This is a genomic window from Sorangium sp. So ce1335, from assembly GCF_051521615.1.
Taxonomy (GTDB): domain Bacteria; phylum Myxococcota_A; class Polyangia; order Polyangiales; family Polyangiaceae; genus Sorangium.
In genome coordinates, this window is record NZ_CP150363.1 from 9,566,568 (window position 1) to 9,580,760 (window position 14,193).

Genomic DNA, 14,193 nt, shown 5'->3' on the forward strand with positions numbered 1-14,193 from the left:
GGCCGAGATTCCGCCTCCCGCGGCCCATCGGGCGCTCACGGGGCTTACGTGGCGGCGCTCGCGCCCGTCACGTCGTAACGCCCGTTCCCGGATGGCGCGCGCCGCGCCATCTGCCCGCCTTTCCAGGGGCGGGCTCGACGGGGGCGGAAGCGCAGAAGGCCCGGCGCTTGCGCTGGAAAATGTTTCGTGTACGAATCTTTTCCAACCTGGTGGCGAGGAGGGGATCGCGATGTGGCAGCCGTTCACGGAAGAACACCAGCAGTTCAGGAAGACGGTGCGGGCCTTCGCAGAGAAGGAGCTCGCGCCTCACGTGGAGGAGTGGGAGGCGTCGGAGTGCTTCCCGAGCTGGGTGTTCAAGCGCGCCGGCGAGCTGGGGATCCTGGGCGCGCACTTCCCGGAGGAGCACGGCGGCGCCGGGCTCGACTACTGGTTCTCGGCGGCGAAGGCCGAGGAGCTCGTGCGCGCCACGATGGCGGGCGTGTCCATGGGGCTGCTCGTCCAGAGCGACATGGCGACCCCGGTGATCAGCGACATCGGGACGAAGGAGCAGATCGAGGAGTTCCTCCGGCCGGCGCTCGCGGGCGACAAGATCGCCGCGCTCGGCGTCTCCGAGCCGGCGGCCGGCAGCGACGTGGCCGGCATCCGGACGGTCGCGCGCAAGGACGGCGACGACTACGTGCTGAGCGGGCAGAAGACGTTCATCACGAACGGCACGCGCGCCGACTTCGTGACGCTGCTCGCCAAGACGTCGCCGGACAGGGGGGCCCACGGCTGCTCGTTCTTCCTCGTGCCGACGGCGCTCCGCGGCTTCAGCGTCGCGAAGAAGCTGAAGAAGATCGGCAACAAGTCGTCGGACACGGCGGAGCTCTTCCTCGACGACGTCCGGGTGCCGCGGCGCTACCTGCTCGGCGAGCAGGACCAGGGCTTCGCGTACCTGATGCAGAACTTCCAGACCGAGCGGCTCATCGCCGCGGTGGGCGCGATCGCGAGCTCGTTCATGACGCTCGACAACACGGTCGAGTACGGGCGCGACCGGGTCGCGTTCGGCAAGCCGATCATCAAGCGCGAGTCGTGGCAGCACAGGTTCGTCGACCTGTACACGCGCTGCGAGGCGGCGCGCGCCTTCGTCTACAAGTGCGTCGACCACTACAACGACGAGCGGTACGTGCGGAAGGTGCCGATCAGCTTCGACACGGTGAAGCTCATCTCGATGGCGAAGATCCTGGCCGGCGACGTGGCGAACGACGTGGTGGACACCTGCCTCCAGTTCCACGGCGGCTGGGGCTACATCGAGGACTTCCCCATCGCGCGCGCCTGGCGCGATCAGCGGCTGCTGCGCATCGGCGGCGGGACGACCGAGACGATGAAGTATTACCTGGCGAAGCTGATGAACTTCTGAAGCCGCCCGCCGCCGCGCGCCTCCTGCCGGCGCCCAGCGCGACGCGCGGGGCGCAGCGCGGGCGCGCTCGGGAGACGCGCGAGGCGCGTGAAGCCCGCCGGCGAGGCGCGTGAAGCCCGCCGGCGAGGCGCGTGAAGCCCGCCGGCGAGGCGCGTGAAGCCCGCCGGCGAGGCCCGGACCAGAAACCAACCGTCCGCTGAAAAAAAATAGAGACAAGCGGCGCGGGAGGCTGTAGATATGCCGCTCCCAACGACGGGGCTGTAGCTCAGCTGGGAGAGCGCATGACTGGCAGTCATGAGGTCAGGGGTTCGATCCCCCTCAGCTCCACTGAACCTTCCACACACGTCCATTGACAGGACAAGAGGACTCCCGCTGGAGTCCCGCACGCCGCGCCCGCCTGCCGGCGTGCTCGACCCAGGCTGGTCGTAGCGCGCATCGCGCGGGCGGCCCGAGGCCTCGCGGCCCAGCTGCGGCATCGCTGGGCGCGGCGCGGGCGTCCGACCGCCGGCTCGGGCTGCGCAGCAGCCCGCGCCCAGGAGCTCAGAACGCGCCGAGGTAGCGCGGCGGCAGGCCGACGCGCGGGTCGACGTGGAAGGCGCCTGCGTGAACGAGCGCGCGGCTGCCGCCGCCAGCGCCCACGTCGAAGCGGTGCACGACGCCGCCGTCGGTCTCGGCGTCCGCGACGAGGCACCGCCCGCACGCGGCGGCGCAGCGCACCTCGCCGAGCGAGAACGGGAGCTCCTTCGAGCGCAGCAGCACGCCGGGCTCTCCGCCGGAGAGGTCGACCGCCGTCAGGGTGTCGTCGACAGGGCGCTCGCCGCCGATCCCGTCGCGCCCGATCGTCGTGAAGAGGAGCGTCTCCTCGGACGCGAACGCGACGGAGAAGCCGGGCGACCCCTCGCCGAGCTCGGCCGCCGTCCAGCGCCGCTCCTCGACGAGGCCGCCCTCGCCGCGCGCGAGGACAACGAGCCCCGCCTCGGCCAGGTTCGCGGTGGAGTCGCCGCCGAACGACCCGGAGCACGCGATCGCGAGCCGCGCGCCGCTCGGCGACACGGCGAGCCCCGTGCAGCCGTGCAGCCCGTCGAGGAGGGTGACCGCCTTGATCGCGTCGTCGCGCGCGTCGATCTCGACGAGGCGCGACGCGGCCGTGTCCAGGAACGAGAGCGTGGACGCGGTGAGCAGCACGTAGAGACTGTCCTCGACGAGGGCCGCCCGGCTCGGCCGCGGGTGGAGCGCCGGATCTTCCCCGGCCATCGCGGGCGCGAGGTCGACGCGGCCGACGAGGGCGCGGGCCTCGGGATCGACGACGAGCACGTCGCTGCCGCCGTCGAGCGGCTGGGCGCCCGGGGCGAGGTTCGGCTCCAGGCGCGGGACGTACGCCTTCACGGGCGAGACCTCGACGTAGTCCTGCGGGTTCGCGGCGAAGCCGGTCGCCACGGAGAGCTGGCCGATGACCTCGCCGCGCCGCGCGTCCAGCCACGTGAGCGCGGAGGCGAGGCGATCGATCAGCACGACGCGGCCGCCGCGCAGCGGCATCGTCGGCGCGACGATGTCGCCGGAGAGCGGCGCCGAGAGCACGACGGGCGCCGAGGCCGACGACGCGATCGACGCGGAGAGGACCGCGCCCTCCCAGCTCAGCAGGCCGACGCTCGTCGACTGGTAGTCGCTGCTGATCACGACCGCGCCGATCCCGCACGGCCCCTCGGGCGCGTCGGTGCCGCCCGTGTCCTCGGGGGGCGCCGGCGCGTTGCACCCGAGCAGCAGCGCGCCGGCCGCGCCCGCGACGAGGGCCGCCCACGGCGGGGACCAGCGCGCGGGCCGGCGAGGGCCCCGACCGTACGGTGATTCGCACGACGACGCGCACGGCAGCTCGCACGACGCTGTCATCACCCTCCTCCTCATCACCACCACACCTCCATGGCCGCGTGGACGCTCCGCCCCGGGAGCGGGAAGCCGACCGCGTCGAGCATGCGCGCGCCCGTGGCGTTCTCGACCGCGAGGCGCGCCGACACGCGCCCGTCGAGCGCGAGGACGGCCGCCTCCACGTCGACCGCCGCCTGCTCCGGGAGCACGAGGAGCCCCGCGCGGTCGGCGACGCGCGAGGACCGGTAGAGCAGCCGCGCGCCCAGCGAGGCCCGGCCGCCGCGGAGCCACGCGGGCTCCGCGTACGCCTCGAGCGACGGCGCCGCGGCGAGGCGCGACTGGAAGGGCAGGAGATCGCTCACGATCCCGCGATCCGGCGACGCGTCCCGCGGGTCGAGCGCGGTGAGCGTGAGCGCCGCGCGCAGGTGGTCGAGCGCCGACGCCGCGGCCGTCAGCTCGATCCCGAGGACGCGCGCGCCCCGCACGTTGTACGGCCGCACGGCGCCGAGGCTCGCGCGGCGGTAGGCGACGAGCGCCGACGCGAGGCGCGAGAAGCCGAGGAGCTCGAGCGACGCCTCGGCCCGCGCGCGCGGCATCGCGGCGGCCACGCGCGCCCCGAGCTCGGCGGTGACGCCCCGCTCGGGCTCGAGCTCCGGGTTGCCGCGCACGACCGGCGAGATGCCGTGGAGCTCGCCGAGCGCCGGGACGCGCACGTACCGGCCGACGTTGGCGAAGAGCGCGGCGCCTTCCGCGAGGCGCAGCCGCGCGCCGAGGCGGCCGCTCGGCGCGACGAGGCCGCGCGCGCCGCCGTCGACGCGCGTCGCGTGGTGCTCCACGGCGCCGAGCGCGTGGGCCTCCAGCCAGGGCGCCGGCGTGAACGAGGCGCTCGCCGAGGCGCGCGAGGTCGCGCGGAGGGCGCGGAGCGGCGGCGCGGCCGCCTGATCGACGCCGAGGCGCTCCACCTCGACGGCCGCGGAGGCCCACGCGGTCAGCGCGTCGGCGACGCGGAGGCGGACGGCGCCCTGCTGCGCGGCGCGCTCGCCGGCGCTCGCGACGAACGGCGAGGGGAAGCCGTGCCGCTGCAGGGGGTCGCGGAGGCTCTGGCGCGTGAGGATCGCCGAGCTCTTCAGCTCGAGGCGGCACCGCTCGACGCCGCCGGCGCGCGGGCCGGCGCAGGGGACCACGGCGGCGACGGCGCCGAGCCAGCGCTGCACGCGCGATCGCGCCGCGTCCGCGGGGCTCGCCGGCGGCGCGGTCCGCGCCGAGAGGTCGCTCAGCCCCTGCTCGCGCGCGAAGCCGTTGAAGAGGGCGGTGACGCCGCCGCCTCGCGGCAGCCGGTAGCGGGCGACGCTCCAGAGGTCGTAGGCCTCGAAGTCGGCGTTCTGCCGGATCCGGATCCGGTCGTCCGCGGTGGTGAGCCCCGTGTCCCCGTCGTCGAGGTAGGGGTAATCGTTGTCGGCCGCGCGCCGGCCGAGCGCGAGCAGGACGCCGGCGCGCTCGTCGCCGAGGCTCGCCGAGGCCGACGCGGAGAGCTCGCCGAAGCTGCCCGCGCCGAGCCCCGCGCCGACGCGGGTGCCGCGGGGCAGCGCCGGCTCGAAGAAGATGGCGCCGCCGATGCCGAGGCGATCGGCATCGGCGGGCGCGTTGCCGCGGTAGACCTCGACGCGGTGGAGCATCCAGAGCGGCACGAGCGAGAGGTCGGCCGTCCCCGTCACGTCGTCGTTGAGCCGGACGCCCGCGAGGTACACCGGGGTCTCGGCGCTGCTCGCGCCGCGGATCGAGGCGGTCGCGAGGTCGGCGCCGGCGCCGGTGCGGACGACCTGCAGGCCGGGGACGCGGGCCAGCACGGACGACGCTGTCGCGCCGGGGGCGCGGAGCTCGTCGCCGCGGATCACGTACGACGCCGCGGTGGGATCGCGCGCGGCGGCGGTCGAGGTGCGCTGCCCCTGGACGAGGATCTCGAGCGCCGGCCCGCGCGCCCCGGGGGGCCCTGCCGGCGCGGCGGCCTTCGGCGCGGCGGGCTCCGGCGCGGCGGCCTTCGGCGCGGCGGGCTCCGGCGCGGCGGCCTCGTCGGGCGCTGCGTCCGCCTCGTCGGCCCGCGCGCGCGGCGACAGGCCCGCGGCCAGGAGCGCGGCGCAGGCGAGCGCCCCGGCGCGCGTCATGGGCACAGCGCGTGGACGATGCCCACCGCGTCGAGGTCGAAGACGTCGGGCGTGCCGGCGCGGTCGGTGATCCTGACGAAGCGGGCCAGCGAAACCCCGACGTCGGCGAGATCGAACGGATCGCCTCCGGCCGACGACGGATCGAGCGGGTCGATGTCGTTCTCCCCCGGGTTCGCGTGCACCGGGTGCCACCCGGCGCAGCCGTCGTAGGGAGCGCGCTCCGCGGCGCAGGGGAACGCCGACCAGGCGACGCCGTCCTCGCTCACCTCGACCGTGGCCAGCTCGGCGAAGACGTTCGCGGCGTCGCCGCCGGGCGCGAAGGCGTTCTCGAACACGAGGAAGTCGGCCCCGGGCCCGTCGACGATCGCGTTGCCGTCGAAGGCGACGACGATCGACCCGCCGTCCCCCAGCGAGAGCACGTCGAGCGAGCCGCCGCAGCAACCTCCGCCGCGCGGCGGGCCGAGCACGATGTCCGGGAACCGGTCCTGGCCGAACCCCTGCCCCGCTCCGAGGCAGGCGGACACGACGCGCGTCGCGAACCGCGGGCCCGGCCCGGCGCACGACGCCTCGCCCGCGCCCGCCGCTCCTCCCTGGCCCCCCGAGAGGCACGAGCCGCCCCCGCCCTCCGCGGCGGAGGGCTCGCCGGGGCCGTCGTCCCGGGGCGCGTCGACGCCGCCGCACCCGGACAGGAGCGCGGCGGAGGCGCCGAGGCAGACGGCACAGACGGAGCGCGCGAGCCGATCGGCCCGGAGGAACCCGTCGAAGAGGACACGCAGCGACATCCTGACCCCTGTTCGAGCGAGCGCGCGCTCCGCGGGAGGCGTCCCGCCTCGCGGCGCTCGGCCTGTCCCGGGAGGGGATCCATGTCCCCTCTCCCTTCGCGCCTCCCGCGAGGGACCTCTTCGGCGGGACGGGCGGCTATCACGGTGCGCCGGGACGGTCAACGCGCTTCCCCGGTCCGCGGCGCGGGAGTACAGAGCCCGGCCATGGCTTCTCCGCCTTCCTGGGTGTTCCCGGAGCTCGACGCGCGCGCGGCGGACGCGGCGCGCGCGCGGCAGGACACGCTGACAAAGCCGCGCGGCAGCCTCGGGGCGCTCGAGGAGCTCGCCGTCACGCTCGCCGGCATCCAGGGCGGTCCGCCCGCGAGCCGGCCGGCGGCGGCGCTGCTGTTCGCCGCCGATCACCCCGTCGCCCGGCACGGCGTCTCTGCGTACCCGGCCGAGGTCACGGCGGCGATGGTCGCGAACTTCGTGCGCGGCGGCGCGGCCGCCAGCGTGCTCTCTCGCCACCTCGGGGTCGAGCTGCGGGTCGTCGACGTCGGCGTCGCCCACCCGTACCCGGCCGACCGCGTCGGTCTCGACGTCCTCGACGTCGCCGCCCCGCGCGCGCGGCTGCGGCGCGATCCGGTCGCCGACGATCCGATCTTCGACCTGCGGGTCGAGGACGCGCTCCCGGAGGCGGTCTACGAGCGCGCGCTCCGCGCCGGCGCGGCCGAGGTCGACGCGCTCGGCGGCGACACGCGCGTCGTCCTCCTCGGCGAGATGGGCATCGGCAACACCACGGCCGCCGCCGCCATGACGGCGCTGCTCCTCGGGCTCGCCCCCGAGGACGTCGTCGGCGCCGGCACGGGCGTCGAGGGCGAGGCGCTGTCGCGCAAGATCGAGGTCGTGCGCGACGCGGTCCGGCGCGTCCAGGGCGCCGACCCGCACCGCGTCGTGCGGGCGGTCGGCGGCAAGGAGATCGCCGCGCTCGTCGGCGCCGCGGCGCGGGCCATCGAGCGCCGGATGGCGGTGCTCGTCGACGGCTTCATCGTCTCGGCGGCGGCGCTCGCGCTCGTCCGGATCGACCCCCGGGCGCGCGCGGGCATGCTCTTCGCCCACCGCTCGGCCGAGCGGGGCCACGCCAGCATCCTCGCGGCGCTCCGCGCGCGCCCGCTGCTCGACCTCGGCATGCGCCTCGGCGAGGCGAGCGCCGCCCTGGCCGCGCTGCCGCTGCTCGACGCCGCCTGCGCCCTGCACGCCGGCATGGCGACGTTCGCGGGCGCGGGCGTGCCCGACCGCGCGCCGCCCGGGCCCTCATGACGGTGCCGCCGGTCCTGCGCGGCGCCCGGGCCGCGACGACCTTCCTCACGCGCGTCCCGGTCGGCGGCTTCCCCTACGCCGAGGCGGACTGGCGCTGGGCCTCGGCCTGGTTCCCTTTCGTCGGCGCCGCCCTCGGCGCCGCCCAGGCCGCGGCGTGGCTGCTCGTCGACCGGGGCGGCGCGCTCGTCGCCGCCTGCGTCGTCGTCGCGCTGGGGCTGCTGCTCACCGGGGCCTTCCACGAGGACGGCCTCGCGGACACGGCCGACGCGCTCGGCGGCGCCTTCGATCGCGCGCGCATGTTCGAGATCCTCAAGGACAGCCGCATCGGCTCGTTCGGCGCCGCGGCGCTCGTCGTGGTCCTCGTGCTGCGCATCGCGCTGCTCGCGCGGCTCGACGCCGCGGCGCCCGTGGCGCTCGTGCTGACGCAGTGCCTCTCGCGCGCCCCGCCGATCTGGCTGATGGTCGCGCTGCCCTACGTCACCCAGGGCGGCTCGCGCAGCCGGCCGGTCGCGCAGGCGGCGCTGCCGCAGGCGCTCCTCGGCTCGCTCTGGCCGGCGCTCGCGCTCGCCGCCGCGCACGCCGCCGGCGCGATCTCGGCCGCCGAGGCGGCGGCCATGCTCGGCGCGGCCGCCGCCGCCGCGGCGATCTGCGGCCTGCGCTTCCGCGCGCGCGCGGGCGGGATCACGGGCGATTTCCTCGGCGCCGCGCAGCAGATCGCCGACTGCGCCGCGCTGCTCGCCCTCGCCGTCGCGCGGGGCGGCTGAGCCGGGGGCGCGCGCGTGGATCCCCGCCCCTGCGGCCTCATCGCCTTCCGCCACGCCCCCGTCCCGCTCTCCGGCGTCTGCTACGGCCGCCTCGACGTCGCGGCGGAGCTCTCCGCCGAGGCGACCGCGGCGGCGATCGAGCGCGCGCTCGCCGACCTCTGCCTCCTGCGCCCGCGCGCCGTCTGGTCGTCGCCGCTCTCCCGCTGCGCCGCCCCTGCGGCCGAGCTCGCGGCGCGCCTCGGGGCGCGGCACGCCGTCGACGAGCGCCTCCTCGAGATCGCCTACGGCGCCTGGGAGGGGCGCGCCTGGTCGGACATCGAGCGCGACGACCCGATCGCGTACGCCGCGTGGCTCGACGGCTGGGAGCGCGTCGGCCCGCCCGGGGGCGAGTCGGCGCTCGAGGTCGAGGCCCGGGTGCGGTCGTTCTGGAGCGCGCTCGGCGCCACGTCCGGCACGTTCAGCGCGTCCGGCGCGGCCGTCGCCCCCGTCTCGTCCGGCGCGGCCGTCGCCCCCATCTCGTCCGGCGCGGGCCCGCACGTCCTCGTGGCACACGCGGGGGTGCTGCGGGCGCTGCGCGTCGTCGCCCGCGGCGCGTCGTGGATCGAGGCGATGAGCGCGCCCGCGCCGCACCTCGCGCCCGAGCGCTTCCCGCTCCCCGGGCCCGCCCTTTCGCTGGCGGCCCCCTGAGGGGCGCGTACCCTCGTCGAGCATGACCCCGCACGAAGAGCTCGCGCTCCTGCTGCGCCCGGCGGCTGGGGGCCTCTACCTCGTCTCGACCGGCCGCGCGCAGCAGCTCGAGGTCCAGCGGCGGCTCTACGGCGCCACGACCCAGGACGAGGTCGCCGCCCGGTTCCGCGCGTCGCTCGACCGGATCGCCGGCGCGCGCGCCATCCTGCTCGGCATCCCCTCCGACGTCGGCGCGGGGCTCCTCCGCGGCTCGAACATGGGCCCGCAGGCGATCCGGACCGCGCTCCTCGACGCCTGCCCGGATTTCCCCGAGCGGGCGCGCGACGTCGGCCTCGTCGACATCGGCGACGTGTTCGTCGTGCCGCAGCTCCTGCACGACGACATGCTCTCGGAGGCCCAGAAGGCCGCCTCGCGCCGCGCCCTCTACCCCGGCGTGCCCGAGGCGGAGGCGTCGCGGCTGCCGGTCTCCCCGCTCTCGATCGCCGAGCGCGCGCTGGATCTCGTCTTCTCGATCAACCCGGGCGCCGCGCCCATCGTGCTCGGCGGCGATCACTCGACGGCCCTGCCGGTCGCGCGCGCGCTCGCCCGCGTGCGGGGCGCGCAGCGGCGGCCGTGGGGCATCGTGCAGCCCGACGCGCACACGGATCTCCTCGAGGAGCGGCTCGGCGTCGCGTACTGCTTCGCCACCTGGTCGTACCACGCGAACGAGCTTGTCGGCCGGGGCGGCCGGCTGACGCAGGTGGGGGTCCGCGCCTCGCAGAAGCCGCGCGAGCACTGGGAGAGCCGCTACGGCGTGCGGCAGTTCTGGGCGGCCGAGTGCCGCGCCGATCCCGAGGCGGCGCTCGACGCCATCGTCGCCCACGTGAAGGGCACCGGCGTGGAGGGCGTGTATTTCTCGAACGACATCGACGGCACGGACGCCGCGTACGCCGACGCGACGGGGACCCCGGAGCCTGACGGCCTCTCGCCCGATTTCGTCGTCGCGCTGGTCCGCCGCCTCGGCCGCGAGGTCGGCCTGATCGGCGGCGACATCATGGAGGTCGCGCCGGCGCTCCAGCCGACGCCGGAGAGCGCGGCGCGCACGCTCGCGCTCGCGGTGCGCTACCTGCGCGAGACGATCGAGGCCACGCTCGGCCGCGCGCTCGGCTGAGGCCGCTCAGGGCTCGGGCCCGGTCGCGGCGGGCAACGCTGCATCCCGCGCCCAGTCGCTCCACGACCCCTCGTAGAGGATCGCGTCCTCGCGACCGAGCGCCGCCAGCGCCAGCAGATCGTGGCAGGCGGTGACGCCGGAGCCGCAGTAACAGACGACGGCGGTCGCCTCGAGCGCGCCGAGGTCGCGGTAACGCCGCTCGAGCTCGGCGCGCTCGCGGAAGGCGCCGCCGGGCGCGCGGAGGTTCTCGGCGAACGGCGCCGAGCGCGCCCCGGGGATGTGGCCCGGGCGCGCGTCGACGGGCTCGCTCTGCCCCTCGTAGCGCTCCCGCGCGCGCGCATCGAGGATCACCGCCGCGGGGTCGCGGCGCAGCCGGTCGACCGCCGCCCTGTCCACGACCGGCGCGCCGCCCGACGCGAGCTCCAGGACGGGCGCCGGCGCGATCGCGGTCACCTCGGTCGAGAGCGGGTGCCCCGCCGCGGTCCACGCCCCGAGGCCGCCGTCGAGCACCCGCCCGCCGCCGTGGCCGAAGTAGCGCAGCAGCCACCAGAGCCGCGCCGCGATGGCGCCGCCCGCGTCGTCGTAGCCGACGACCAGCGTCTCCGGGCCGACCCCGACCCGCGCGAGCACGCCCGCGAACGCCGCCGCGTCCGGCAGCGGGTGGCGCCCTGGACCTGCTTGCGCCGGACCGGAGAGGTCGGCGTCGACGTCGAGGTGCACGGCGCCCGGGATGTGGCCGCGGGCGTACTCGTCGGCGCCGCGGCGGCCGCCGAGGTACCAGCGGCAGTCGACGATGCGGACGCGGGGATCGCCCGCGTGTGCTGCGAACCAGGGGACGTCGACGAGCGGGCCGGCGGGCACGGAGATCGGGTCAGGCATGCGGGCAGGATAGCAGTGGGCAGGTGTCGCGCGGGTCGAGTACTCGCCCGTCCCGCCGGGCAGCCACACCTGCCGGCCACACAGAGCACAGGAGGTCCTTCGGCAGGCACGTTGGTTGATGGTGCGTCACCCGCTAACGTGCGCGGCGCACCTCGCGACGTGCCCGCGACCGTTGCGCGCCGAGGATCGCGCGGCGCCGGCGCGACGACGCGAGGTCACCTGGGATAGGCGACCTTGATGAAGTCGATGTCCCTCTGCGACAGCCTGGTGTTCGACTTGACGAAGCGTGGGCCGCCGCGCGTGAGCGAGGCGGGGAAGCTATAGAGCATGATCGATTCGGGATCGAACTCGGTGCCGAGCAGGATGTCCTCCGAGTATTTCTCGAGGACGTTGTAGCGGATCTGCTCCCTGTTCCAGTAATTCGGAGGACCGGAGAAGTACCTGTAGACGGCCTCCTCGTCCCACACGATGCCGCCCCGCGGGTTCTGGTGCTCGTGGATGGCGCCGAGGGCGTGACCGAACTCGTGGAGCACGACGCGGGAGCACTCCTCCTCGCTTGTATCGTCGCGGAGCCAGCCGAAGTTCATCGTGGGCTGGTTGATCGGGAAGGTACGTTGCACCAGGGCGTCGGTGCCGAGCGCCGACCACGACCCCCGGTCGGCGTAGAACGAGATCCGGATCTCCGCATACGGCGAGTCGCCGAACTCGAACCGGATGTTGGCGTGCCGCGTCCACTCGGTGGCGTACTGGACGACCTTCACCCGCATCGTCGGGGAGCCGTCGAGGAAGCGGATCTTCAGGAGCTTGCCGGGGCGCCACCGCTTGCGCGCGATGAGCGCGATACGCTTCTCTGGCTCGATGTTCGGGTCGTTGACGTCGATGGTGGGATCGACGTCGTTCTCCGGGTTTTCCTGCGCGGCGACCCGTCTTGCCTCCTCTTCCAGCTCGATCGGCAGCGTCCGATCGTAGCAGATGGCGGCGGCTCCTGTCGGATCCATGTTCGCTCCCCTCCTCCATGGCCGGCGCGCGCTCGTGCGTTCACACGGCCCGTGATGGATCGATAAAGAGCAGGGCCCGCAGGTCAAGCTGGGAGCGGAGCAGGACGGCGTCGCTTGTGGCGCTGCCATGTTCCTTTCCCTCCGCGGAGGCGGGCGCACCCTCGTGCGCGCGGAGAGCCGATGATGGATCAATAAAGAACAGCGCCCTGAGGTCAAGCTGGACCGGAGAGGGGCAAACGTCTGTTCGCCTCGCGCCGGTCTTCAGGCTGACGGAGCCCGTCTCGGCAGGTGGACGGTGCGGCGACCCAGGCCCTGATGGCGGCGTACTACGGTCGGCTCTCCGCCGACGAGGGACGTAGCGAAGCGCAGATCACGATGGCTCGCGAGGGAATGGTGGGGGGCCGGCCTGACGGATAGCGACGGGATGACGAAGCGGATCGGCCAGGTGGGTCCTGCCCGTCACGCGATCGGCGGCTGTTCAGGCGCGCTCGGCGCCTGCGGCGCGGCGGGCGTGGCCGGCGCGGCGGGCTCGTCCTCGCCCGTCTCCGGGTTCACGTCCGCGATGGCGCGCCGCGCGCGCAGGTACTGCCCGATCGCCGCGTTCTGCTGGAGGATGGGCGCGAGCAGCGCGAGCCGGGCCGCGGTCCCCTCGGGCGTGCGCGCGTGGTGCTTGCCCAGGATGATGGCGACCGTCTCCAGCAAGAGGCCCTGGCCCTCGGCGCGCGCGGCGCGCACCCGGCCCCAGTCGATGAGCGACGGCGGCGGCGCCTCGAGCGCCTCGCGGTACTGGACCGCGAGGTCCGCGAGGCGGCTGACCAGGCGGCCGAGGCCGAGCTCCTTCGCGGCCGGCGCGAGCTCTCCCTTCAGCAGGGCGACGATATCGTCGACCGCCGCGAGCTCATCGATATGAGGGAGCGACGTGATCGCCTGCACGCTCACCGGGAAGATCGGCTTCAGGAACGCCGCCACCTCCTTGTGGATGGGATCGTCGGGCGCGGCGCCCTGCGTCTGCGCGACGACGTGATCTCGGATGGCGCCGAGCGTGCGGTCGACGAGCGCGTCAATGCGCTGAGCGGCGGGGTTCGTGCCCGTGGCCACGGGCTCGCCGGCCCAGCGGCGCTCCATGGCGCGCGTGGCCAGGTCGTGCTCGACCGCGGCGTCGCAGTGCTTCACGAGCTCCGTGAAGCGCTGCTCCTCGGCGAGGGCGCGGACCTGCCGGAGGGCGAAGAGGCGGCGGCCGGTGGTGAAGACATACAGGTTGAAGATCGATTCGAGCGAACCATCCATGGGATCCTCCCTTCGGGGGAAAGGGGGAATGTACACGGAGGGAGTCGACGGCCGGCAACGAGAAAACGTTGAATGGTTGGCGGATAGCACGGAGTCGACATCCTCGGTCGGCGCTGGGAGCGTGTGGATGCCGCAAGGAAGAGGGAGAACCGCAAGGGCGCGAGGGGCGCAGGGAAAGAGAAGAGAGAGGGAGACAGGCTCCTCTCCCTCTCTCCCTTGCGCCCCTTGCGGTTCTCTTTCTGGTTCATTCCTGCGGCATTTCAACACGATGGCTGCCCTGACCTGGCCTCGCACCGGGTCTCGGGGCTCCATCCTCGGTCGACCTGACCTCCTGCTTCTGCTCTCAGGGGGTTCCACCTCCGCCCAACCTGGTCTCCTGCCTGCTCTCACCGGATTCCACCCCCGTCCGACCTGGCCTCCTGCCTGCTCCCAGGGGGGTTCCACCCCCGCCCGACCTGGCCTTCGGCCTGCTCTCAGGGGGGTTCCACCCCCGCCCGACCTGGCCTTCGGCCTGCTCTCAGGGGGTTCCACCCCCGCCCAACCTGGCCTTCGGCCTGCTCTCAGAGGGATTCCACCCCCGCCCGACCTGGCCTTCGGCCTGCTCTCAGGGGGTTCCACCCCCGCCCGACCTGGCCTCCTGCCTGCTCTCAGGGGGTTCCACCCCCGCCCGACCTGGCCTTCGGCCTGCTCTCAGGGGGGTTCCACCCCCCGCCCGGCCCGCCGGAGCGCGCCATCCGGCCAACCCGCGACACGCCCCCTCCCGCCACGCCTCCCAGGCCGCGAGCCCGCTCCCCGTCCCGCTCCTTCGCGCCGCCTTCGTGCCCTCCCCGCCCGGGCAACTCCCTCGCGACGCGACCCTGCTCCGTTCGCACACGCCGCCGCGCCCGCCTACATTCCACCGTCGCCCGCAATCCATCCGCGAT

11 protein-coding genes and 1 tRNA gene are annotated in these 14,193 nt (G+C 75.0%); 6 read left to right on the forward strand and 6 right to left on the reverse strand.

Features of this window, described 5'->3' with window-relative positions; all coding sequences use genetic code 11:
• Window positions 1-229 precede the first annotated feature (229 nt).
• Together WMF24_RS35610 and WMF24_RS35615 are read left to right on the forward strand one after the other, a co-directional pair.
• Window positions 230-1,399 (forward strand): acyl-CoA dehydrogenase family protein, encoded by a 1,170-nt coding sequence (locus tag WMF24_RS35610; RefSeq protein WP_437731907.1) that lies wholly within the window; start codon window positions 230-232, stop codon window positions 1,397-1,399.
• Between the two features lie 254 nt (window positions 1,400-1,653).
• Window positions 1,654-1,726, forward strand: a tRNA-Ala gene (locus WMF24_RS35615).
• Between the two features lie 213 nt (window positions 1,727-1,939).
• Here the strand turns inward: WMF24_RS35615 and WMF24_RS35620 are convergent.
• Genes WMF24_RS35620 through WMF24_RS35630 form a run of 3 tightly spaced genes read right to left on the reverse strand, consistent with a single transcriptional unit; the run spans window position 1,940 to window position 6,206 of the window.
• The gene (locus WMF24_RS35620; RefSeq protein ID WP_437731908.1) at window positions 1,940-3,286 is read right to left on the reverse strand and encodes a hypothetical protein; all 1,347 of its coding nucleotides are present in this window, start codon (window positions 3,284-3,286) and stop codon (window positions 1,940-1,942) included.
• Window positions 3,287-3,300: 14 nt separating this feature from the next.
• Window positions 3,301-5,424 carry a TonB-dependent receptor gene (locus WMF24_RS35625; RefSeq protein ID WP_437731909.1) on the reverse strand — a complete coding sequence of 708 codons (2,124 nt, stop codon included), beginning with the start codon at window positions 5,422-5,424 and terminating at the stop codon, window positions 3,301-3,303.
• Entirely contained in the window at window positions 5,421-6,206 is a 786-nt protein-coding gene (locus WMF24_RS35630; protein ID WP_437731910.1) for a hypothetical protein, read from the reverse strand. The genes WMF24_RS35625 and WMF24_RS35630 overlap by 4 nt, the downstream gene beginning before the upstream one ends.
• A 204-nt stretch (window positions 6,207-6,410) precedes the next feature.
• Between WMF24_RS35630 and cobT the strand changes: the two genes are divergently transcribed.
• Genes cobT through WMF24_RS35650 form a run of 4 tightly spaced genes read left to right on the forward strand, consistent with a single transcriptional unit; the run spans window position 6,411 to window position 10,106 of the window.
• Window positions 6,411-7,505 carry a nicotinate-nucleotide--dimethylbenzimidazole phosphoribosyltransferase gene (gene cobT / locus WMF24_RS35635; RefSeq protein ID WP_437731911.1) on the forward strand — a complete coding sequence of 365 codons (1,095 nt, stop codon included), beginning with the start codon at window positions 6,411-6,413 and terminating at the stop codon, window positions 7,503-7,505.
• Window positions 7,502-8,269, forward strand: coding sequence for an adenosylcobinamide-GDP ribazoletransferase (locus WMF24_RS35640; protein ID WP_437731912.1), 768 nt, complete (start codon window positions 7,502-7,504; stop codon window positions 8,267-8,269). The genes cobT and WMF24_RS35640 overlap by 4 nt, the downstream gene beginning before the upstream one ends.
• A 15-nt stretch (window positions 8,270-8,284) precedes the next feature.
• A complete protein-coding gene (locus tag WMF24_RS35645) occupies window positions 8,285-8,956 on the forward strand; it encodes a histidine phosphatase family protein (RefSeq protein WP_437731913.1) in 672 nt (223 codons plus the stop codon).
• A 22-nt stretch (window positions 8,957-8,978) separates the two neighbouring features.
• Window positions 8,979-10,106 carry an arginase family protein gene (locus WMF24_RS35650; protein ID WP_437731914.1) on the forward strand — a complete coding sequence of 376 codons (1,128 nt, stop codon included), beginning with the start codon at window positions 8,979-8,981 and terminating at the stop codon, window positions 10,104-10,106.
• 6 nt (window positions 10,107-10,112) lie between these two features.
• Here WMF24_RS35650 and WMF24_RS35655 read toward each other — a convergent pair whose 3' ends face one another.
• The 3 genes from WMF24_RS35655 to WMF24_RS35665 form a co-directional block, all read right to left on the reverse strand.
• Complete coding sequence (locus WMF24_RS35655; protein WP_437731915.1) at window positions 10,113-10,985, reverse strand: sulfurtransferase; 873 nt, start codon at window positions 10,983-10,985, stop codon at window positions 10,113-10,115.
• 215 nt (window positions 10,986-11,200) lie between these two features.
• Window positions 11,201-11,983, reverse strand: coding sequence for a M12 family metallopeptidase (locus tag WMF24_RS35660; RefSeq protein ID WP_437731916.1), 783 nt, complete (start codon window positions 11,981-11,983; stop codon window positions 11,201-11,203).
• Window positions 11,984-12,442: 459 nt separating this feature from the next.
• Window positions 12,443-13,270 carry a hypothetical protein gene (locus tag WMF24_RS35665; protein WP_437731917.1) on the reverse strand — a complete coding sequence of 276 codons (828 nt, stop codon included), beginning with the start codon at window positions 13,268-13,270 and terminating at the stop codon, window positions 12,443-12,445.
• Between the last annotated feature and the right edge of the window lie 923 nt (window positions 13,271-14,193).

What these genes read in the sequence shown, in the direction of transcription:
- WMF24_RS35630 (WP_437731910.1), bottom strand. Translation starts at nt 6,206, where the DNA reads ATGTCGCTGCGTGTCCTCTTCGACGGGTTCCTCCGGGCCGATCGGCTC.
- WMF24_RS35620 (WP_437731908.1), bottom strand. Translation starts at nt 3,286, where the DNA reads ATGACAGCGTCGTGCGAGCTGCCGTGCGCGTCGTCGTGCGAATCACCG.
- WMF24_RS35610 (WP_437731907.1), top strand. Translation starts at nt 230, where the DNA reads ATGTGGCAGCCGTTCACGGAAGAACACCAGCAGTTCAGGAAGACGGTG.
- WMF24_RS35660 (WP_437731916.1), bottom strand. Translation starts at nt 11,983, where the DNA reads ATGGATCCGACAGGAGCCGCCGCCATCTGCTACGATCGGACGCTGCCG.
- WMF24_RS35665 (WP_437731917.1), bottom strand. Translation starts at nt 13,270, where the DNA reads ATGGATGGTTCGCTCGAATCGATCTTCAACCTGTATGTCTTCACCACC.
- WMF24_RS35640 (WP_437731912.1), top strand. Translation starts at nt 7,502, where the DNA reads ATGACGGTGCCGCCGGTCCTGCGCGGCGCCCGGGCCGCGACGACCTTC.
- WMF24_RS35650 (WP_437731914.1), top strand. Translation starts at nt 8,979, where the DNA reads ATGACCCCGCACGAAGAGCTCGCGCTCCTGCTGCGCCCGGCGGCTGGG.
- WMF24_RS35625 (WP_437731909.1), bottom strand. Translation starts at nt 5,424, where the DNA reads ATGACGCGCGCCGGGGCGCTCGCCTGCGCCGCGCTCCTGGCCGCGGGC.
- cobT (WP_437731911.1), top strand. Translation starts at nt 6,411, where the DNA reads ATGGCTTCTCCGCCTTCCTGGGTGTTCCCGGAGCTCGACGCGCGCGCG.
- WMF24_RS35655 (WP_437731915.1), bottom strand. Translation starts at nt 10,985, where the DNA reads ATGCCTGACCCGATCTCCGTGCCCGCCGGCCCGCTCGTCGACGTCCCC.